This is a genomic window from Fimbriimonadaceae bacterium, from assembly GCA_023957775.1.
GTDB lineage: Bacteria > Armatimonadota > Fimbriimonadia > Fimbriimonadales > Fimbriimonadaceae > JAMLGR01.
Genome location: JAMLGR010000002.1, coordinates 20,440 through 41,724, shown reverse-complemented (window position 1 = coordinate 41,724; position 21,285 = coordinate 20,440). Strand labels below are relative to the sequence as shown.

At 64.9% G+C, this 21,285-nt stretch carries 17 protein-coding genes; 8 read left to right on the top strand and 9 right to left on the bottom strand.

Annotated elements, in window-relative coordinates:
- Nucleotides 1–5: 5 nt before the first annotated feature.
- Entirely contained in the window at nt 6–449 is a 444-nt protein-coding gene (locus M9921_01785; protein ID MCO5295567.1) for a WxcM-like domain-containing protein, read from the bottom strand.
- A gap of 708 nt (nt 450–1,157) precedes the next feature.
- Nucleotides 1,158–1,823 carry a hypothetical protein gene (locus M9921_01780; GenBank protein MCO5295566.1) on the bottom strand — a complete coding sequence of 222 codons (666 nt, stop codon included), beginning with the start codon at nt 1,821–1,823 and terminating at the stop codon, nt 1,158–1,160.
- 103 nt (nt 1,824–1,926) lie between these two features.
- Here M9921_01780 and M9921_01775 point away from each other — a divergent pair, with 103 nt between their 5' ends.
- The gene (locus M9921_01775; GenBank protein ID MCO5295565.1) at nt 1,927–2,400 is read left to right on the top strand and encodes a DinB family protein; all 474 of its coding nucleotides are present in this window, start codon (nt 1,927–1,929) and stop codon (nt 2,398–2,400) included.
- Nucleotides 2,401–2,407: 7 nt separating this feature from the next.
- On the opposite strand, the gene eno is transcribed toward M9921_01775, so the two are convergent.
- Nucleotides 2,408–3,703 carry a phosphopyruvate hydratase gene (gene eno / locus M9921_01770; protein ID MCO5295564.1) on the bottom strand — a complete coding sequence of 432 codons (1,296 nt, stop codon included), beginning with the start codon at nt 3,701–3,703 and terminating at the stop codon, nt 2,408–2,410.
- A 162-nt stretch (nt 3,704–3,865) separates the two neighbouring features.
- On the opposite strand from eno, the gene M9921_01765 reads away from it, so the two are divergent.
- Nucleotides 3,866–4,495: a superoxide dismutase gene (locus tag M9921_01765; protein MCO5295563.1), complete on the top strand. Its 630-nt coding sequence runs from the start codon at nt 3,866–3,868 to the stop codon at nt 4,493–4,495.
- Between the two features lies 1 nt (nt 4,496).
- On the opposite strand, the gene M9921_01760 is transcribed toward M9921_01765, so the two are convergent.
- The 3 genes from M9921_01760 to M9921_01750 form a co-directional block, all read right to left on the bottom strand.
- Nucleotides 4,497–6,002: a M28 family peptidase gene (locus M9921_01760; protein ID MCO5295562.1), complete on the bottom strand. Its 1,506-nt coding sequence runs from the start codon at nt 6,000–6,002 to the stop codon at nt 4,497–4,499.
- 62 nt (nt 6,003–6,064) lie between these two features.
- Nucleotides 6,065–6,340, bottom strand: a complete 276-nt coding sequence (locus M9921_01755) for a hypothetical protein (GenBank protein ID MCO5295561.1) — start codon at nt 6,338–6,340, stop codon at nt 6,065–6,067.
- A 29-nt stretch (nt 6,341–6,369) separates the two neighbouring features.
- The gene (locus M9921_01750) at nt 6,370–7,893 is read right to left on the bottom strand and encodes a hypothetical protein (protein ID MCO5295560.1); all 1,524 of its coding nucleotides are present in this window, start codon (nt 7,891–7,893) and stop codon (nt 6,370–6,372) included.
- Between the two features lie 135 nt (nt 7,894–8,028).
- Here M9921_01750 and uvrA point away from each other — a divergent pair, with 135 nt between their 5' ends.
- On the top strand, nt 8,029–9,891 hold the full coding sequence (gene uvrA / locus M9921_01745) for an excinuclease ABC subunit UvrA (protein MCO5295559.1): 1,863 nt from the start codon (nt 8,029–8,031) through the stop codon (nt 9,889–9,891).
- A 59-nt stretch (nt 9,892–9,950) separates the two neighbouring features.
- Here uvrA and msrA read toward each other — a convergent pair whose 3' ends face one another.
- Nucleotides 9,951–10,553 carry a peptide-methionine (S)-S-oxide reductase MsrA gene (gene msrA / locus M9921_01740; protein MCO5295558.1) on the bottom strand — a complete coding sequence of 201 codons (603 nt, stop codon included), beginning with the start codon at nt 10,551–10,553 and terminating at the stop codon, nt 9,951–9,953.
- 340 nt (nt 10,554–10,893) lie between these two features.
- Nucleotides 10,894–11,586 carry a PEP-CTERM sorting domain-containing protein gene (locus tag M9921_01735; protein ID MCO5295557.1) on the bottom strand — a complete coding sequence of 231 codons (693 nt, stop codon included), beginning with the start codon at nt 11,584–11,586 and terminating at the stop codon, nt 10,894–10,896.
- Nucleotides 11,587–11,921: 335 nt separating this feature from the next.
- Between M9921_01735 and M9921_01730 the strand changes: the two genes are divergently transcribed.
- From M9921_01730 to M9921_01710, 5 genes are all read left to right on the top strand, one after another.
- Nucleotides 11,922–13,166 (top strand): hypothetical protein, encoded by a 1,245-nt coding sequence (locus M9921_01730; GenBank protein ID MCO5295556.1) that lies wholly within the window; start codon nt 11,922–11,924, stop codon nt 13,164–13,166.
- Between the two features lie 39 nt (nt 13,167–13,205).
- Nucleotides 13,206–14,273, top strand: coding sequence for an ATP-binding cassette domain-containing protein (locus tag M9921_01725; GenBank protein ID MCO5295555.1), 1,068 nt, complete (start codon nt 13,206–13,208; stop codon nt 14,271–14,273).
- Complete coding sequence (locus tag M9921_01720) at nt 14,270–14,968, top strand: hypothetical protein (protein ID MCO5295554.1); 699 nt, start codon at nt 14,270–14,272, stop codon at nt 14,966–14,968. Before M9921_01725 ends, M9921_01720 begins: the two co-directional genes overlap by 4 nt.
- A 281-nt stretch (nt 14,969–15,249) precedes the next feature.
- Complete coding sequence (locus M9921_01715) at nt 15,250–16,308, top strand: N(4)-(beta-N-acetylglucosaminyl)-L-asparaginase (protein ID MCO5295553.1); 1,059 nt, start codon at nt 15,250–15,252, stop codon at nt 16,306–16,308.
- A gap of 160 nt (nt 16,309–16,468) precedes the next feature.
- On the top strand, nt 16,469–18,154 hold the full coding sequence (locus tag M9921_01710; protein MCO5295552.1) for a hypothetical protein: 1,686 nt from the start codon (nt 16,469–16,471) through the stop codon (nt 18,152–18,154).
- A 19-nt stretch (nt 18,155–18,173) separates the two neighbouring features.
- Here the strand turns inward: M9921_01710 and M9921_01705 are convergent, their stop codons facing one another.
- The gene (locus tag M9921_01705; protein MCO5295551.1) at nt 18,174–21,278 is read right to left on the bottom strand and encodes a glycosyl hydrolase-related protein; all 3,105 of its coding nucleotides are present in this window, start codon (nt 21,276–21,278) and stop codon (nt 18,174–18,176) included.
- Between the last annotated feature and the right edge of the window lie 7 nt (nt 21,279–21,285).

Sequence of the window (21,285 nt, the reverse complement as noted above, 5' to 3'; positions counted from 1 at the left end):
ATTCCCTAGAACCCGAAACGCGCTTCGGGGTCGTCCTCGTGCCGGATTTCGTCGACCGGCTCCTTCTTGCCCCAGCCTGCATAGAGGCGATCGGGGAAGTTCAGCACGTAGGCATCGGTCTCGCCCACGTTGCGGTAGGCGTGCACGACCCCCGGAGGGACCGTGACGAACACGGGCGACGCCTCGCCCACGGCGTGGACCTCGTGAAGCGGCTCCCGCCCGGGCCGGTTCTCCCAAAGGTGCAGCTCGAACGTTCCGGACAGAAACACGAAGCCGTCGGTCTGGTCCCGGTGCTCGTGGGGCCCCCGCGCGATGCCCGGGTGCGTGACGCTGAGATAACCCATCGTCGGTTCGAAGCTCTCGGGCAGCTCGTCGTCGCGGAACAGCTCCACCAGCCACCCGCGCGCGTCCGAGAACCGCTTCAGCCTCTTGATCACCACGCCGTCCATCGGGGGGAGTCTACTTGTCGTTGGTCGTTTGTCGTTTGTCGGTCCCCCTTTGCGCCTTTGCGTTCTTTGCGTGAAATCCCCTTTTCCCCAACCCCCTGTGGAGATGTGCAAAAGAATCGGTTGGCGCCTCGCCTGGAATGGCCTACAGTATTTCTACCGATCGACGGTGGTGGAGGATCACCGGACCGGGACCTGCGGAAACGCAGAGAACGGTGGAGTGGGGACGCTATTCCCCTCACTCGGAGAGGTCGCACGGCGGCGGGGGACTCCCGTCGCAGAGCCCGCAAGGGCCGACGGTGGTCAGTATCAAGATCGTCCACCGGGTGTCAAAAAACCGCTGCTCCACTTGTGTGGTTGCTTGGACCAGGGCCATGCGAGCGTAGCGCCGGGGGACTCAAGCCTATTCCCCGGAGGCATCAACGGTTTGGGATTCCGCTCCCTTGGCGGGGAGATGACGGTCGAACCGCCGAGATAGAGTCGAGGAAGGTGCACATCTTCATCGGCTCGTCGGATTCCCTGGCGCGGAAGGAGCGCCGGACGGACCTTCGGGTTCGTTGCGGGCGCGTCGGAAACGCCAAAAGCTTTGGGTCCGGCGGCTTCCTTCGGGAAGTTGCCGACCCGGAGTCTTTGCGCTCTTGAGCGGGCTTGCCCGTCCAAGGGCGCATTTTTTTGGCAGCCCCCTTCCGCAGGGGGCCGCCACTCGAACGGCTACTTGGCCGTCTTTCCGGTCATCGTCGCGTTCATCAGGTCGCCACCGGCCATCGGCACGACCCAGTTCGTGACCTTCATCTGGAACTTCAGAACGCCGCCGTCCTTGCCGACCCACCAGGTGCCCTCCGCCGACATGGCGTCCTGACCCTTCTCGGTGAGCGTTGCGGCGACCCTAAGCGCGTCGGCACCGTCCACTTTTTCGACGCCCTTGACTTCATACGCGTAGGTCAGCAGGAGATCGTCCTTGCCCTTGAACGGGCGCACCTCGGCCGTCCACTTGTCGCCATCGCCAACCGCTCCTTCGGGATACACGAAGGTCATCGGCGAGAGCATGCGGCGGATGTCGTCGCCCATCATGTCGGTGGTGCCGACCAGCGCCCCGCGCGGGCCAAAGCTGACGTCCCAGGTGGGATCCTCGCCCACTTCGCCGCCGTCGACGAGCAGTTTGGACCAAGCGCAGGTGGCCTTGTGGTTGGCGCCATCCGCGTCTCCGATTTCGCGCACCATCGTGAACTCGGCCTGGTGCCCCCCATCGGGGCTATCCACGTCGACCTGGATCGCCCAGGCCGCTTTGGCCTTGGGCTCGATCCCGGGTTTGAGTTCCCATTTGTCGATTCCAGAAGCGGTCATCAGCAGCCCCGCCACCATTGTTGTCAAAACCATTTGCCATTCCTCCCGCAAGAAGCGATGGCTCCAAGGTACGCGAAAATGCCCGGTGGCGAGCCGGTCGAACGACCAAAGGCCCATGGGATCGTTACAATGGAGCATGCACGCCTACTTGGTTCCGGGGCTGCGATTCGGCCCCACCATTGTCCGCCGTCTGTTCGAGCGCATCGCGCCCGCGCGTTGGGACGAGGCCACCGCCGGGGATCGCTTCACGCCCCGCGAAGTGATCGCCCATCTGGCGGATTGGGAGCCGATCATGCTGCAGCGCCTCGTGTCCGCAGTGGAGAAGCCGGGCTCCACGGTGCTCGCGTACGACGAGGCCGAACGCGCGATCGAGCAGGGCTATGCCCAGTCCGACCCGGCACAGGAGCTGGATCGTTTCGAGGCTGGTCGCGCCGTAACCGTGCGGTACGTGGAAGGGCTCGATCCAGCGGTCTTTGGCAACACGTTCATACACCCTGAGCGGGGCCCGATGACCGTTGACGACCAGGCGAACATGTTGCTGGGGCACGACCTGTACCACCTCGAGCAGCTCTCGGGCTTCCTGGGCGACAAACTCGCCGACGTTTGGTAAGACGGCGTCAGACCCGATCCGAGAGGCGGCCGAAGGCGGACGGCCCGGCATAGCGTGCGCTCGCGCCCAGAAGCTCCTCGATGCGAAGGAGTTGGTTGTACTTGGCCACCCTATCCGTGCGGTTCGGCGCGCCCGTCTTGATCTGGCCGCAGTTGGTGGCCACGGCGAGGTCGGCGATGGTCGTGTCCTCGGTCTCGCCGGAGCGGTGGCTGATCACCGACGTGTAGCCCGCACGGTTGGCCATGTCGACCGCGGCGAGCGTCTCCGTGAGCGTGCCGATCTGGTTGACCTTGATGAGCACCGAGTTCGCGGTCCCCGATTCGATGCCGCGGCTGATGCGTTCGACGTTGGTCACGAAGAGGTCGTCGCCGACGATCTGCACGCGATCGCCGATCGCGTCGGTGAGGGCCTTCCAGGTGTCCCAGTCGTCCTCCGCCACACCGTCTTCGATGGAGAGGATCGGGTACTTCTCGCAGAGCTCGGCGAGATACTGCACTTGTTGGGTGCCCGTCCGCTCTCGCACGGCGCCCGCCTTGTACACGTACTTGCCGTCCTTGAAGAACTCGGTGGCGGCCGAGTCGATGCCAAGCCAGACATCCTTGCCCGGCGAGTAGCCCGCCTGCTGGATCGCCTCGATGATGTAGTCGAACGCGAGCTCTTGGGATTCGAGATTCGGCGCGAAGCCCCCTTCGTCGCCGACCCCGGTGGCGAGCCCGCGCTTCTTGAGCACGCCTTTGAGGGTGTGGAAGATCTCCGAGCCGGCCCTGAGGGCCTCCGCGAACGACTCGGCGCCCGTCGGCAAGATCATGAACTCCTGGAAATCGACGTTGGAGTCCGCGTGCTGGCCGCCGTTGAGGATGTTCATCATCGGGACCGGCAGCATGTTGGCGGAGACGCCGCCGATGTAGCGGTAAAGCGGGAGCCGGACCGCAGCGGCGGCCGCCCGGGCCACGGCCAGGGACACGCCGAGGATCGCGTTGGCGCCGAGGCGCGACTTGTTCGGCGTGCCGTCCAGTTCCAACAGCGCCTGGTCGATCGCGGTCTGGTCGGTCGCGTCGCGATCGTAGAGCTGGGGAGCGATCTCGTCGTTGACGTGTTCGACCGCTTGGAGAACGCCCTTGCCGAGGTACCGGCCCTTGTCGCCGTCGCGCAGTTCGACCGCTTCGAACCGCCCCGTGCTGGCACCGCTGGGGACGGCGGCGCGGCCGAGCGATCCATTCTCAAGGACCACATCGACTTCCAGAGTGGGGTTTCCGCGACTGTCCAGAATCTCCCGAGCGGCAACGTCAACGATCAGCGGCATGACGGAAAGGTACCCCGGAACGGGTCCTGGGGGGAGCCGGCCTGGGAATTTGATAAGAGACGGAATGGCCCTGGGCCGTCTTGGAGTCTGAAGACGTAGACGGGGTCGAGCCTGCGAGCCCGCGGGTACCCTTGGATTAACAACTACGGAGGAGAAGACAACATGCCAACAGCAATGCAACCCAAACTCGTCGAGGTGCCTCAGGCCATCCCCGAGAAGGTGTACACCACCGAGCGCGTGGGGATCAGCCGCAAGACCCACGACGAGCACCTGAAGCTCTGGCAGGGATACGCGAACAAGACCAACGCGATCCGAAAGGCGCTTGGGGCCATGGAGATCGATCCTTCACAGGCCAACCAAATCTACAGCGAGTTGCGCGCGCTCAAAGCCGATTACAGCTTCGCGTACGAAGGGTACATCAACCACAACATCTACTTCGACACGATCGGAGGGGAGGGCGGTCCCGCCACCGGCAAGGTCGCCCAACTGATCGACGAGGCGTTCGGTTCGTTCGAGAACTGGGCCGCGGACTTCAAGGCCACGGGCATGGCTGCGCGGGGCTGGGTATTTCTCGCTTACGACCACGAAGAGAAGCGGCTGTTCAACTACCTGGGCGACGCGCAGAACACGTTCCCGATCTGGAACCACACCTGCGTGCTCGCGCTCGACGTGTACGAGCACGCGTACTACCTCGACTTCGGCACGGCCCGCGCCCAGTACATCGACGCCTTCCTCAAGGTGATCGATTGGGACGCGGTGAACCGCCGCGGCGAAGCCGTCACAACAGCCTAGACTAGCCGCCTCCGTCTTTGGCCACCGGCTGGTCGAGGTTGGCCGCCTCGAACGCCGTGAGATAGAACAATCTCGCGGTGTTCGCGATCTTGTCGAAGTTGATCTTCTCGATCGTGTCGGTGGGGCGGTGGTAGTCGGGGTGGAACCCGCTGAAAGTGAACGCGATCGGGATGCCTTTCGACGCGAACGAGTAGTGGTCGCTGCGCGTGTAGACGTCTTCCGCGTCGTACTTGAACCGGAAGTTCACGTGCTGGTTCGCCTCGAGGATGAGATTGTGGAGCTGCATGGAGATGCGCTTGCTCCCCACGAGGCGGATCGTGTCCACGTTCTCCTCGGCCTTGTCCATGCGGTTGCGGTCGCCGTTCTGGGCGCCGTCGGAGTTGCGCCCCACCATGTCCATCTGCAGCTCGCAAACCATGTTTTCGAGTGGCAGCTTCGGGTTCTCGGAGTAGAAACGCGAGCCGATGAGCCCCATCTCCTCGCCGCAGAACGCCATGAAGACGATGCTTCGGCGCGGCTTCACCGGGTTGATCGAGAACGCCTTGATGACCTGGAGGAGTGCGGTCGAGCCCGAGCCATCGTCGTCGGCGCCGTAGTAGATCACGCCGTTCTGATTTCCCAAATGGTCGAGGTGCGCCCCCATCCCGACGTGCTGTGCTCGGAGGTTCGGGTCGGACCCCTCGAGCATGCCCACGACGTTGGGAACCATGATCTCCTCGCTCTGGACCTTTGCCTCGAGCGAGGCTTCTCCTGCGGTGCGCACGGCAGCCGTGTCTCCGCTCGCGGCGTCGAGGAACGCCGGGTCGATGCCCGCCCCCTCGGCAAGGCGGCGGGCCGCCGACTGCGTGATCGAACCCCTCACGCTCGAACCGCCCCGTCCCGCACGGCCGCTGCCGCGGCGGACCGACCACCCGCTCGCTGAGACCGAGTCTGAGACCGTCAGAACCGCCGCGGGCGATCCTTGGAAAAGCTGGCGTCGCAGTTCGTTGCCGATGTTGTCGGCCGACAAGATGACGATCTTGCCTTCCAGGACCGCGGGATCGGCGAGCTTGGCTGCCGCCGAATCGGCCCGCACGAACACGACGGCGCCCTTGGACTCCGCGTCGGCCGACAGGCCGGTGAAGCCGATGTCCTTGCCGCCTTTGAGCACCGTGCTGCCCAAGGCGAGGCTGCACGCTTCGTCGTCGACCCGGCTGCGGGAAAAGGGGATGTTCTGGAAGTAGGTGCCGTTGTCGCCCAGAGGCTGGAGTCCGAACTCCTTGAATCGGGCGGCCATGAACTCGGCGGCCTTCTGGTAGCCGGGCTGGCCGCTTCCGCGTCCGTCGCATTCGGGCCCAGCCAGGTACGAGAGCCACGTGTGCCCGTCAGCGGGACGGATGCTGTCGAAGCCCTTCTTGTACGCCTCGGGCGGCGGGGTCGAGCCGGGGTATTGAGCGGTCGCGAGAGCCGCGAACGAAAGGAGGACCGCGGCGGCCGCGGTCCCGAGAATCCAGCGAGTTCGGTGCATATTCGATTTACTCCAGGTGCGAGGGTGACGGTTCCGCTTCGTTTTTCGTTCGTCGTGCTCGGCTATTGGCCGTCGGGGGCCATCTGGTCGAGGCTTGAGCCGCCGCCGAGGCTGCGGGCTCGATCCTTCGCGATTTGGCCCACGGCGCTGCCTCCCCCTTGGAGCGACTCCGAGCCGGCGACCGGGGCGTTGGGCATCGGGGTCGGAGTCATGGGCGTGATGCCGGGATCGGAGCCGGCAGCTTGGGTCTGCGCGGGCGTCGGCGCGGGTGGCTCTTCAGGGGCAGGCCCACAACCGACCAGTAGGGCCAGGGCCAAGGGGAGAAGGAGGGTCTTCATGTTAGTGGTAGTGTAGCCTCCAACCGCGGCTAGTAGCCGCGGGTGGGGACGTAGACCTTGTACGTGTAGGTCAGCGTGATGGTCTTGCCGGCGGCCACGGTGGGCGTCCACTCGATCCGGGCGTGCGCGTTGACATCGCGCAGGCCTTTGGTGTTCTTCATCACCTTGGCGTCGCCCGTCGAGGCCGTGACCTCGCCGGTGACGTCCTTCGTGACCTTCATCTTGATCGCCTCGGGCTTCCGATTCTGGATTTCGAGCGTGCCCTTCACCGTCACGAGGTCGTGCGTCGGGTTCGAGCTGTTCACCTTGAGGGCGCCGCGCTCCCGCTCGATCTCCTCTTCGGACTGGTCCGCCCGCACATCGAGCGCTTTGGTGATGCGGATCAGGGCGTCGGCGCCGACGGCCGTGTAGCGCGACTCGTCCTGGCCGAGGATCTCGCCGTTCTTGAACACGGTTGCCGGTGCGGTGGTCCAAGGCATCGACGATCCGTTCTTGAACTTCAGCGCATGCCACACGTCCCCGATGGTGGAGAGGTCGGGCTGCGGTCGGTTGTCGTCGGGCAGCGTGTCGGGGATCGACCACGTGTAGAGGTGCTCGTACTCCGCCTCGCTCTTGAACAGCACATAGTAGCCGCGCTCCCCCTTCTTGAGCGCGACGGCGGGTTGGCGGTAGAAGAACAGGTCTTCGGCGGCAAGCCCTGGCAGGGTGCTCACTTGGAACGCCTCGTCGAACTCCTGCATGCGGTCCCGCCGCATGGCGTTTTGAGTCATCATGCCCGGCGCCTTCGCGGCCTCCGGAGCCCCGAGAGCGATCAGGCCACCCACGAACTGGTCGACGTTCGCCCCGCTGGTGAACGGATCGGGACTCCCCGCGAACGGAACGTTCGGGAAGCCCGTGATCAGCCGGGTCTCGATCCCGTCGAGATCGCCGAGGTCGTTGAGGATCGTGGCTTTGCCGATGATCGAGAGCTTCTTCTCGTTCGAGATGTCGATCGAATAGGCCGGGGCCCAGGTCATCCCGCGCTCCAGTCCCACCAGAATCACCTTGGCGGAAGCGGGGCCCTTGCCCTTGACTCGGATCACGCGCCGGGTCGTCTTGGACTCCTTCGACCATGCGATGCCCGATCCCAGCACCGAACTTACCGAGCTCTTCGGAATGACGAGCACGCCGCTTTGAGTCTGGATGATCAGCGCGGAGCCGGCCGCGCTGAGCAGCTTGCCCTCGACCTTCCCGGACTCGCGCGCCATGAGAACCAGCTCCTTGCCCTCGTTTAAGGCAAGCACCTCGTCGATGGACCCGGCCGCGCTCTTCACGGTGCTCTCCTCGGTGCCGTTGACGACCTCCGTGAGCGTGACCCCGGGTGTGGCGGTCACCCAAAACGTGCCGAGGGCCGCTTGCGGGATGTCCGAGATGATGGCCTCGCCGTCGACGAGCGGAACCTCGCGTGTGACCACGGCATAACCGTTCTTGAACAGGGAAGCCGCGACGATCGTCGTGCCTCCCTTGGGGGCGCCGCCGAGCAGGGCCGACGCCGCGATGATGGTGGTGAGCATCTTCTGTGTCCTCCAAATCTTGCTACTGATCAAACGGACGAAGCTGCGCCGGGGCACGCGTCGAACGACCAGGTTTGGCCGGCTGTCGCATTTACCCCGTCGTGCGTCTACTGCTTGGCACGGTAGAATGGGCAGGTGGACAAGATCGTCGTCGTCGGGGCTCGCGAAAACAACCTGAAGAACCTCACCGTCGAGATTCCGCGCGACAAGCTGGTCGTGATCACGGGCCTGTCGGGAAGCGGGAAGTCCTCGCTGGCCTTCGATACGATCTACGCGGAGGGACAGCGCCGGTACGTCGAATCGCTGAGCGCCTACGCGCGCCAGTTCCTCGGGCAGATGGACAAGCCGGACGTGGACCACATCGACGGCCTCTCGCCCGCCGTTTCCATCGACCAGAAAACGGCCAGCCGCAACCCGCGCTCCACCGTGGGCACGGTCACCGAAATCTACGACTACCTGCGCATCCTCTACGCGCGGGTCGGCGTCCCCCACTGTCCCGACTGCGGCACCGCGATCGAACGCCAGTCGACCGACCAGGTCGTGGACGCCGCGCTCGAACTGCCTGAGGGCACGCGCGTCCAGATCCTCGCGCCCGTGGTGCGCGGTCGGAAGGGCGAGTACAAGTCCGTGCTCCAGGACGTGGCCAAGGCGGGCTACGTGCGGGTCCGAGTGGATGGCGTCATGTACGAGGTGAGCGACGACATCCCGATGGACCGCTACAAACAGCACACCATCGAAGTGGTCGTGGACCGTCTCGTCATGAAGGAGGGTCTCGAGCGGCGCCTGTCAGATTCGATCGAGGCGGCCCTCAAGATGGGCAGTGGGCTGGTCACGCTCTCGTCGCAGTCCCCGGAGGGCGATTCGGAGAAGTGGGAGGACCGCTTGTTCTCCGAGAGCTACTCGTGCGCCAACTGCGGGTTCAGCATGCCCGAGCTCGAACCGCGCATGTTCTCCTTCAACTCGCCGTACGGCGCGTGCCCGGAGTGCTCGGGACTCGGGACCAAGACCGAGTTCGACCCGGAACTGATCGCCCCCGACCGGAGCAAGCCTCTTCGATCCGGCGCGATCGAGCCGTTCATGTACAAGTCTGGAGAGGTGAAGGACTGGTGGCCCGAGATGCTGGACGGCGTCGGCAACGCCGTCGGGTTCGACGCGTCGCTTCCCATGGACCAACTCGACGAGAAGGCCCTCGACGCCGTTTGGAACGGACTGCCCGATCCCGTGATGGTGCTGATGCGGTACGGCAAGCACGAGCGCAAGATCAACACGCGATGGGACGGAGTGCTCGCGGCGCTTCGCAAACGGTACGAGAACACCGAGAGCGAGTGGGTGAAGGGCGACCTCGAGCAGTACATGAGCACGAAGCCTTGCCCGGTGTGCGAAGGGCGGCGCTTGAAACCCGAGACCCTTGCGGTGCTGGTGGGGAAGCGCAACATCGCCGAGGTCAGCCGGATGCCGGTGGACGAGTGCCTGGCGCTCTTCGAGGCGCTTCCGAAGAAGCTGTCCAAGCGCCAGATGGCGATCGGCGAGCGCGCGATCAAGGAGATCGTCGAGCGGTTGCGGTTCCTCGCGGATGTCGGCCTCACCTACCTCACACTGGACCGCAGCGCGCGGACGCTGGCGGGCGGCGAGGCCCAGCGCATCCGCTTGGCCACGCAGATCGGAAGCGGCCTCATGGGCTGTCTCTACATCCTCGACGAGCCGTCGATCGGGCTGCACCAACGCGACAACAACAAGCTGATCGAGACCCTGAAGCGGTTGCGCGACCTGGGCAACACCGTGCTCGTGGTCGAGCACGACGAGGACACGATGCGCGCTGCGGACTGGCTCCTCGAGCTTGGGCCCGGTGCCGGAGAACACGGAGGCGAGATCGTCGCCCAAGGGACGCTCGAGGAGTTTCTCGCGAGCGGGTGCGGCACCGCGAAGTACCTCACGGGCCAGGACGCTATCGCCGTGCCGAAACGGCGACGCCAGCCACGGGCCCGCCCCCCGTTCTAGGCTGAGAAGCTCTCATGCGGGCCCGACTTCATCGCGCAGCGACGGGCCGCCGAGACCGCCTAGCGGGTTCCGCCCTTCAGCAGGTGGGCGTACTTCTGGCGGAACTTGGTCACCTTGGGCTCGATGATCGCGGTGCAGTAGCCCGCGTTCATGCCCGCTTTGACCGTGGTGGTTCCCTCCTCGAACTTCTTGTAATAGTCCTGGTGGTACTCCTCGGCGCGCGTGTAGTTCTTCAGCGGCTCGATCGTCGTCACGATCGGGTTGGGCCAGATCTTCTCGTTCGCGATTTCGGCCTTGATCTTCTCAGCCCGGGCCTTCTCGACGTCGTTCGAGTAGAAGATCGCGGACCGGTACTGCGTGCCGTGGTCCGGGCCCTGGCTGTTCAACGTGGTCGGGTCGTGGATCGTGAAGAAGACGTGCAGGAGGTCGTCGGCGCTGATCACCTTGGGGTCGAAGAAGATCTTGACGGCCTCGGCGTGGCCGGTGGTGCCGGTGCACACCTGCTCGTACGTGGGGTTCGCCATGGAGCCGCCGGCGTAGCCGCTCTCGACCTTGGACACGCCCTTCAACCGCTCGAACTGCGTCTCGAGGCACCAAAAACACCCACCTGCGACCACGAGGGTGGATTGGCCGGGAGGGGTCGGTTCGTTTGGAGCTTGCATTGGGGTGGATTGTAGAACACACGCGGTCCCGGCGGTCATGGCGGCGGCGATCAGGAGTTTCATGAACATGGTGGACCTCGTACACCTCTCTAACACGCGAACCGCGCCGGGAGTTTCATGAACTGTCGCGGAGGGGTTGTCACGCAAGGAACGCAAAGGGCGCAGGGAGGGATTCACGCTCACGGTCCTGCGGTGGCGATGGGGCGGGGGGAACCAACTCCATGCGGCCGCGATGGGTCCGCTTCGGGTGCCCTCGACCGCCATTCAAGCCCGGGGTCTTGCTGCGCTCGACCCCGGGCAACCGTCTGCGACCTGTTCGAGGTCGTTCTTCAGCAACCTGCTAGTGGGCGCAGAGCCCTTTCGATCGTCTCCTGCGGCAGACTCCCGCGCCTCCGAGGGCGAGGACCAGAATCGTCGCCGGCTCGGGTACCGCCGTTTCAACTCGAAAGGCCCCGGTGGTGCCTCCATACTGATAGTTCCAGTCTCCCTGCCCGCCGTTCAGGGGCTGGTCCCAATAGACGTATTTGCCCGCAGCGCCCGTGCTGTTGGTGTTGAAGAAGCCGAAGAAGTCGGGCGCACCGGGCTCCGCGACCAGGTAGTAAGCGCCACCAGCCGACAGGGTGACACCGGAGTCGTTGTTGGTCAGCAACGTCGGCGTCATGTTGGGATCGCCAAACTGGGGTAGGTCCACCACGTCCCATCCCTTGAGCTGGGTGCCCAGGCGGAGATCTCCACCCCCAGCGTCCCTCGCCGCATAGAGATCGACGTGCATGGCGTTGGTTCCGGAGGATCGGGAGAGCCCAATCAGGATCCGATCCAACATGCCCGTGGTGGCCGATGTGAACAGGAACCCGTGGCTCCAGTGACCTCCCGTGTAGTAGCCTACGTTCCAACCGTCGTTGTGGTTGAACGCGTCGTCCGTGCCCAGATTGTTGTAAGCGATGTCACCGAATGCCGGGTGGACCGCGACGATCGCGGCGACGACCACGAGCGACCGCGCGAAGGGCCGGCAGTGTCTCGTTGTTGTTATCACAGCAGTTTCCTCCCTTTCGGTTGCATGCCGGTCGACCGCATACGATGGGTGTCCGCCCGACGACTCACGCAGAACCGACAACTCCATGGTACGGGTCTGGCCGTTACAGGTCCGTTACGCAGCGGAGAAGGAGCCGTTGGTGGCGAACGAGCTGGCAACAATGCGGGCTTTCACCTCGTGGAAGGGGCGTCGGCGAGGCTCGGGAGGGACCATAATCAGATATGAGCCACGTGCAGTGCAGGTGGCAGATTCGTCTAGGTGGTCGGTACGAGGTCCGCAGGGGAAACGAGGATCTCGCTTCCCCGCCCACGCAATGCACCGCCACTCTGCTCGCAGTGCTTGCCCTGCGTGGGCAGGCTTGGACGGGAAGGGAGGAGTGCGCCGCACGCCTCTATCCCGACTCTCCCGGAGCTGGAGCGCTCAACGCGCTGAGACAGACGATCTTCCGGCTTCGGCGGTGGCTCGGGCCAGGGGCGATCGAATCGGACGGGCACCGGCTCCGACTCCGGCCGGGGGCCGTGGGGTTGGATTTGCGGCTCCCCGACGGTCGAGAAGCGAGCGGCGCCCTGATCGCCCCAGGCATCGCCCATCCGTGGCTCGATGCGATTCGAGACGAGGTGGCCATCCTTGCCCCGGGCGAGCCTGCCACCGACCCATCCCCGGCAGAAGCCTACGTCATGGCGGTCGAGGAGGTCAGCCGCGTCGACGTGGACGCGGCGCGATGCCTTCTCATAGGAGGTCGCGAAATGGCCCAGATCGTCGATCCGGATCGAATGCTCGAACTGATGCGCAGGACCCGGCCGCGGAGGCGAACCGATGTTTGCGCTGTGGAGCATCTGGAGTTTCAGGGCGAACTCCTCTACCGCGATTTGGCCCTCCAGGCGGCGCAGGGCGCGTTCCGCAAAGCCAACCGCCTCGCTTTGTGGCGGGGCGATCGGATGGCCTCGTTGCGCACCGAAGCGATGCTCGGGTTCGCCCTGTTGGAGTCAGGCTTGATCGACGAGGCGGACACCGTCGCGCAGGAGTGGCTCTCCAAGACTCGTAGAGGCGCGGCCGCCAACGTGATTTGCCAGAGCTATGCCGCGGAACGGCTTTGGCATCGCGCTCGATTTGCGGATGCGCTTGCGATCCTGGCGGAGGTTCGCGGGCGTGTAGATCCCCTTGAGCGCCATGCGCAGCTCGGATTCTGGTGCAATTACGCGCTGTTGGCGGCCGAAGCGGGGGAGTTGGAGCGTGTCCAGGAGGGCGCCGAGTTTGCCAAGTCCCTTTACAATCCCCGGGTGGACCGATGGGCGACCTTGATGTTGGGACTCGCCGAGGGTGAGGAATTGATGGCTCGGCGTCGTCCTGAAGAGGCGCTCCAGCGCCTGGCTTCGGTAGGTGCGGAGGCACGTCGACAGGGGTACCCGCTGCGATCCCTTTATGCGAAGGAGGCAGAGGCTGAAGCCTGGGCCAAGGTAGGCAACGGGAAGCAGGCGCTTTCGCTGTGGCGTTCGGCGGAGGGGATTCGAAGGCGGGCCGGTCTGTTGCCGACACCACGCCTCCAAGACCGCAAGCGTCGCCTTCTCAATCTGGCCTGATCGTCGGAGCGCCAGCCAACATTGTATACTGGTGTCCACATGTCCGAGGGTTGGCTTGTGTTGCGGGGGGCGCGGGGAAACAACCTGCAAAACGTCGATGTGGCGTTTCCCCTCGGGTTGTTCATCGGGGTGACCGGCGTTTCCGGAAGCGGCAAATCCACGCTGGTGCAGGACACGCTCTTCCCACGCCTGATGTACGAGGTGTACGGCACGCGGGGCGTGTGGAGCGAACACGACTCCCTCGAGGGCCACGAGGCGCTCGACAAGGTGATCGACATCGACCAGTCGCCCATCGGTCGGACGCCGCGCTCGAACCCAGCGACCTACACGGGCACCTTCGACTTGATCCGCGACCTGTTCGCGCGCACGCCGGACGCCCAGATTCGCGGCTACAAGCCCGGGCGGTTCTCGTTCAACGTGAAGGGTGGGCGCTGCGAGGCTTGCAAGGGCGACGGGATCATCAAGATCGAGATGCACTTCTTGCCGGACGTTTACGTGCCTTGCGAGGTGTGCAAGGGCAAGCGCTACAACCGCGAGACCCTCGAGGTGAAGTACAAGGGCAAGTCGATCGCAGACGTCCTGCAGATGACCCTCGAGGAGGCGTGCGCGTTCTTTCAGCCCATTCCCAAGATCTACCGCAAGCTCGCGACGTTGGAGGAGGTCGGCCTGGGCTATATCCGGATGGGGCAGCCCGCTACCACGCTCTCCGGTGGCGAGGCTCAACGCATCAAGCTTGCCGCCGAGCTGTCGAAGCGCTCGACGGGGTCTACGATCTACATCCTCGACGAACCGACGACCGGGCTCCACTTCGAGGACGTGCGGCGGTTGCTGGGCGTGCTGCACCAACTCGTGGATCAGGGCAACACGGTGCTGGTGATCGAACACAATCTCGACGTGATCAAGACGGCGGACTGGCTGATCGATCTGGGGCCCGAGGGCGGCACCGGAGGAGGGCGGGTCGTGGCCTTTGGCACACCCGAGCAGGTCGCCTCCAACCCGGACTCGCACACGGGGCGGTACCTCAAGGCCATGCTGGAAAAGTCCCGGCCGCCGGGTGACCTGAAGGTTGCCGAGAAACGCGCAAAGTCGCCCGCCAAAGTTCGATGAGTCTCCCGATGGAGTGGATGAAGGGCATGGATCCCACGGCCGTGTTGGCCGTCGTGCTCGTGATCGCGGTGGTCGCCCTCTATCTGGTCTGGACGCTGAGCCGGAAGATCGTGCGCTGGGGCTTCTTCGCGTTCTACGCGGCGTGCGGCTTCGGGGTCTTGTGGCTCCTGCAGCCGCTCTACCCTCGCACGCCGGTCCCCTATCTGGTCCCAGCCGTGGGCGGAGTCCTGTTCGCGATGATCGTTTCGATGGTGCGATCCAAAGTCATGCGCGTCGTCGGGGCGATCGTGGTGCTCGGCGTCGCGCACGTTCTCGCGTCGATGTGGACCGGGTTGGACGTCGGCGCGCTGATCGGAGGGGCCATGCCGGAAGTGAACGCCGGGCAATCGGCGGCGCTTTTCGACACGGTGAAGGAGCGGAAGTTCCCGTCGATCGCCAGGAAGCTCGCCAAGCGGGACGGGGAGCCGCTGCCCGCGGGCTGGCTCTCGGAAAAGCCGTATGCGGGGTTCGGTCTGGACGCGGACGTGCGGGCCATTCGGGAGAAGTGGTCGCACCCGGGTTGGCGCGTGCTCCTCGCCCAGGCGGTTCCCCAATCCGCGACCGAGGTGGACCTTTGGACCCCCGGGGGGTCCGTGACCCACGCCACCAAGGGTCTCGTCCTGAAAGAACGCCCCACGACAAACGACCAACGATAGACGACCCACGACAAAGGACCTACTGTCAGAACGAAGGCTTGGCGAGGTCCGTCGGATAGGGTGTGATGCGAGTTCGTATGGCCGAGTGGATGCAGTTTCGTTGGGTGTTTGTCGCAGCGTTCGTGCTCGGCGCGCTGATCACAGCTCTGGCGCTCGGCCCCGCCGGAACACCGTAGCGTTTGGGACTGCGCGGATACGCGCTTTCACGGCCGCGAAACCCCGGGGGTGGCACCAGCCACAGGGTGGGAGGACACCGGTTCTGCCCTGCCGAACTCTGCCCCATGGCGGGCTCTCTCTCTCGACGCGACGTTCTGATCGGCGGCTTGGCCGCCGCGGCGGCTCCTGCCGCCCTCGCCCGAGGGGGCGTGGGCCAGGGAGCCGGCGTCCAGGCGATTCCCATCGCGATTTCGAGCGGCAACGGGCTGCGCGCGACCGCGAAGGCGATGGAGCAGATGCGAGCGGGCGCGGACACGTTGGACGCCGTGATCGCGGGCGTCAACATCGTCGAGGAGGACCCCAACGACATGAGCGTGGGGTACGGGGGGCTTCCCAACGAGCGTGGGGTCGTCGAGCTTGACTCGTGCTGCATGCACGGACCGACCATGCGCGCCGGGGCCGTCGCCGCGCTCCAGAATATCAAGACCCCGTCGCGGGTCGCCCAGCAGGTCATGGAGCGCACGGACCACGTCCTGCTGGTCGGCCAGGGTGCCCTCGAGTTCGCCCGAATGGTCGGCTTCGAAGAGACCAACCTGCTGACCGACAGGGCCCGCCAGGCGTGGCTCCGCTGGAAAACCCGGCTCTCGAAGGACGACGACTGGCTGGACGACGAGGAGATCCGCGCCGACTTCAAACGCGCCGGACTCGACGTCGAGAGCGGCCGCCGTCCCACCGGCACAATCTCGTGCATGGCGCTGAACGAGAAGGGCGAGGTGTCCGGCGTCACGACCACCAGCGGCCTGGCGTACAAGGTGCCCGGCCGCGTGGGCGATTCCCCGATCGTCGGCGCGGGACTGTACGTCGATGGGGACGTCGGCGCGTGTGGTTCCACGGGACGCGGGGAAGCCGTAATCCTGAGCTGCGGCAGCCGCACCGTCGTCGAGAACATGCGCCATGGCATGAGTCCGGAACAGGCGATCCTCGACGTGCTTCGGCGCATCTGCGACCAGACGCGTTCCCCCCGCCTCCTCTCCGCCCCGGGCCGTCCGAACTTCGACGTGAACTTCTACGCGATGAACAAGAAGGGCCAGGTCGCCGGCGGCCGGTTCAACAAGGGCGGCAGCTTTGCGGTGCACGACGGGAAGGAGAACCGCCTCGTGCCCAGCGTGTGGTTGTTCGACTAGAACCGAGGCACGAGCTGTTTGAGCGGAAGGCGCCACAGACGAATGTCCTCGGTTGGCATATACTCGGAGCATGTGGTGCGCCTTCGCTCTTTTCGTTGTAAGTCTCGGTGCGCCTAAGGTTCCGCAAGAATCGCAACTGAGGTCCGACCCTCAACTTCAGTTGCCAATTACCGTTCGTATCAAAATCGTTTCGCTTTCCGACTTCGTGGCCCAACTGTGCCGGGTGACCCATGCCCATGTGACCGTCGCGCAGGCGGATGCGGATCGGAAACTGACGGCATTTTGCGTGAACCGTCCCGCGTGGGAGGTCATGGAGAAGGTCGCCGAAGCCCTCTTCATGCAGTGGACGTTCGACAGGCCTTCGCACACCTGGCGCCTCGAATTGCAACCGCGAGTCCGGCAGGAGGAGGCCGCGGCACGACAAGAAGCGATCGAACGGGATCGGGAGAACCTCCGGACGGCGCTCGTCACGATGCAACGATGGGCGAGGATGAGTCCGGAGGAGCAGGCGAAGGAACACCAGCCCATCCTTGCGCGGCTTGAAGCGGCCCGAACGGCCACGGGCCCCGACGCATCCCAGAGGCTCAAGGAAGCGGAACTGGACCGTCAGTTGATTAGGCTCCAGCCGAGCGCGGGCTTCGGTGCGGCATGGGGTGGGCGTACGGAAGAGGCTGTCGCCCGACTTGTATCGGGAGAGACCCTCTTCGCCTCGAGTCGGCCCGAAGACGGCCTGCCGCTTCTCCCCGCCTCCGACGAACCGCTCACGACTTTCAAGACCGAAGGGCCGGCGGGCCTGGTGATCATGGTCCGTTACCGGCGCGAACAGAGTGAGTTCGAGGGTCGCGGCTTGATTCTCGGCACTGGGCTCGGTGCGTTGCGTGCCCCTTTCCGAGTTCGCTTTCCAGAAGGGGCCAAAGAGAGCCCGTTGGAACGTCGAATGCGGGAGTGGGGCGAAACAACGGATCCCGAAGTACTGGCGAAAGAGATCGACCCGACGATCGCCCGTGTGACCGAGGAGGGGTGTTTCGTTCCCGGGTTTTCGCTCAGCGACCACCTTGAGTTTCTGGCCACCGGTGCAGGAATATCCATCGTCGCCGATGCGTTTAGGACCGCCTGTTCGCCACCCGCACCCTTTACTGCCACGACCGTTGACGGGTACCTAAACTCGCTCCGGCAATCTTGGGGTGGGATGATCCCCTACCAACCTGGCCCGATACGGAGCAATGATGGGTGGCTCATGCTCCGTTCGCATCAGTATTGGAAGCAACTCGACAAGGAGATTCCCGAGCGGCTTTTGAGGCCGGTCGAGCGGACCGCATCCCAGCGAGCGCTGACCACATTGGATTATGCGGCCCTGGCGGGTGCCTTAACGGAGGGGCAAGCTGATTGGATCGGGCAGATGGGAGCACCCGTTCTCGTGCGATTCAGCAGAACGCCCTTGACCGTCGCAATGGCGTCGTTGAGGTTCTGGTCGCATCTGACTGCGGCGGAGAGGCAGGCCGCTGCCTCGGCGCACGGTCTGGGAATGGAGGATGTGTCTGCCGAGCGAAGGGCGGAGTGGGCCAGAGTCATTTCAGAGAGCCTCTGGCAGAGCGTTCTCCCCGATGGGTTTCTTTCCGCGGTTCTTTCGAACTCCATGTCCTCCCTCTCGTTGCGTTACAGGGAACGGGAAGGACTGGGGAATTCCTCGGCAGAAAGCGATGTGTTCCTCAACTCGGGGGTGCCGCCCGCTATGGGACCGTGTCTAATGGTGGAGTTTGGGTACTCCGACCAGCAAGATCGGTCATTCCGGATATCCTATCCGCTCGAAAGCCCACGTTCTGCGGCACCTCGAAAGCGCGGATAAATCAGCGCATTCCCAGGGGTTAGACTTCCAGCCTGATCGTGTGGATCTCGAAGGGTTTGTAGTCGAAGAGGACCATTCCGTCGTGGACCTCCAACTCGCTGAGCTTGTTCTCCTCCATGTCGCAAAGCCAGGCGGCCTTCGGCGTTCTCGCGCAGAAGAGTTCGGCGGCGCCGCGCGCGTTGTGGCACTCGTAGAGCCGCACGACGATCGCGCCGTCCGCTTCGGCTTTCTTCACCGTTTCCACCACGATGTTCCGGTCGTCGCACGCCACGAACGGGGGTAGGTTGCCGAGCTCGCCCGCGTTCGACTTCAGCCACGCGTGCCGAAGCGGCGCGTTGAGCGCGTAGGCCGAGGCGACGACTCCCGCGTAGTGGTGCGGCCCGAAGTGCGGCGTCAGCACGTAGGTGAACAAGTGCGTGCCCATGTCGCAAAGGGGGTCCGGCGCCTTGGGCGCGCGCAGCAGCGAAAGGCGCATCACGTTGCCCTTGATGTCGTGGCCGTACTTGCAGTCGTTGAGAAGCGCCACCCCGTGGTCGCCCTCGCTCAGATCCGCCCATTTCTGGGCGCACACCTCGAACTTCGCCACGTCCCAAGACGTGTTGTCGTGCGTGGGCCGCTCCACGCTGCCGAACTGGATCTCGTAGGTGGCGCGCGACGAGTTCACGTTCACGGGGAACGCGACTTTGAGGAGCTTGTCCTCCTCGTGCCAATCCACCTCGGTGTCGAAACGGATGCCGGGCGTCGGACCCAGGCTGATCCGCTGCCGGAGCGTGCTCTTGCCGAAACGCTTGACGATCTCCACCGCCACCCGAACCGGGCCCCGCTCCACGATTTCGAAGCTGTCCGACTTCACGAGGTCGACTCCGGTCTCCAGCGCGTAGGCGTCGATGTCCCACGCGGACCAGAACAGCGGCTTGTCGTCGAAGAGCTGGAAGCAGTTCGCCAACTTGCCGGGCTCGACGTACTCCGACCCGTCCTCGAGGTTCTGGATGCTGGTGATGTTCCCGTTGGAGTCGAACCGGACGGCGAACTCGTCGTTCTCGATCCTGCGGCTCCGCGCTCTCAAGCGGGACTTCGCCGCCGGCGCCTCGTCCTCGAAGTGCGCCACGGCGACGGCCCCCAAGGCGTCCGTGGGCGTTTGGAAGACCACGCGGCGATCACCGAACCCCTCGACCAACTGCACCGGCAGCTCCTCGTCGCCGCACACCAGCGCCCCGGGAGCGTCGCCCTTGGGCCACGGCACCGATCCCTCGGTGGTCGTGGTGGCGTTTTGGAACAGCGCGAGCGGCTTCTCATGGCGCTGTGTGTCGAACTTGGCACCGATCTGCTCGAGGCTCTCGCGCACGACACGCTCCCCGATCTCCATGATCTTCGCGTAGTCTCGATCGCTCTCCTCGTACACCTCGCGCACCGAGGAGCCCGGGATGATGTCGTGGAACTGGTTCAGCAGCACGAGCTTCCAAGCCTCCTCCAACTCCGCCGCCGGGTAGGTGCGCGGGAACCGCTCGCGGAAGCACGCGAGCAGCTCGGCGTCGCGGAGCAGGAACTCGCTGAAGCGGTTGCCCCTCTTGTTGGCGGCTTGGCTCGTGTAGGTCCCGCGATGGATCTCGAGGTACAGCTCGCCGACCCACGTCATCAGGTCCTTGCTCTGGGCCTTCGCTTCGCGGAAGAAATCCAGGGCCTTGGCGCCGCCCTCGATCTCGGGCAGGCCCGGCGCGTGGCGCGCGCGCTTGAGGAACTCGAGGTGCTGCTCGGTGGGACCGCCTCCGCCGTCGCCGAATCCGAACACGTAGAGCGAGTGGTCGGAGCGCGCGTGGTCGCGGTAGTTCCGCATCGATTTGAGGATCTGCACCGGGGTGCAGTCGGCGCAGTAGGTGTCCGCGGGCGGGAAGTGCGACCAGATCTTCGACCCGTCGATCCCCTGCCACCAAAACGTGTGGTGGGGGAACTTGTTGGTCTGGTTCCAGCAGATCTTCTGCGTGAGGAAGTAGTCCACGTTGAACTTCGCCAGGATTTGGGGGAGCGCGGCCGAGTAGCCAAACACGTCCGGGAGCCACATGTCCTCGGTTTCGACCCCCAGCTTGTCCCGGAAGTAGCGCTTGCCGTAAAGGAACTGCCGCACCATCGACTCCGCGCCGGTGAGGTTGCAGTCCGCCTCGACCCACATGGAGCCGACGACCTCCCACTGGCCCTTCGCGATCTGCTTCTTCACCCGTTCGAAGAGGCTGGGATACTCCTTCTCCAGCCACTCGTATTGGCTGGCCTGGGAGTGCACGAACACGTACTCGGGATACTCCTCCATGAGGGCGAGCTGCGTGGCCGTGGTGTGCGCCATCTTCTTTCGGGTGATCTCGAGGGGCCACAGCCACGCCGTGTCGAGGTGCGCGTGGCCGACGGGCGTCAGGGTGTGCTTCACCTCGCCGGGAAGCGAGCTGAGGGCCTCCTTGAGCACGCGGCGGCATCGGGCGATGGTGGGGCGCTTCTCGCGATCGAACGTGTTGCAGACCTCGTTCATCGCGCGCAGCAGGGTCGCCTGGGCGGATTCGTCCCCCTCGAGGGCCTCGTGGAGGTTGCGCGTGAACGCCACGTCGTAGCGCAGATCGGATATTTCGCGGTCCACGACGACCAGCTCGGCGCGATCCACCTCTTCGACGAGCGGCTCGCGCTCCGGCTCGCGCAGGTGGACTCGCACTTGCGCGTTGCGGGTGTAGGCCTGGATGTAGATCTCGACCTTGCGGCTCCCCTTGGTGTCGAACGGGACCACGCCGGCGGCCTCGCTGTACGGAAAGACGTAGTGCTGCACGTCGACGCCGCGCCACGGGGCGTTGTCCTTCCACACGGTGCGCTCGGAGCCCACTTCGGCGACGACCCCAAGAGGCTCGTTGGCCAACTCGGCGGGAACGCGGCCCGTCAGTCGGAACCAGACGGTTCGGTAGGCGGGGCCGTAGCGGAAACCCTTCTCAACGACCTTCCAAGGTCCCTTCTTCGCCTCGTTTTGGGTGGCGTGCGCCACCTCGCAATACTCGATCTGGAGCGGTACGCGTGCCCCAAGGAGGTGCTCCTCGAGTTCGGTCTTCAAGAACAGGTCGATGCGGCGAAGGGTGAGATCAGGGTGCTTGAGCATGGCGGGG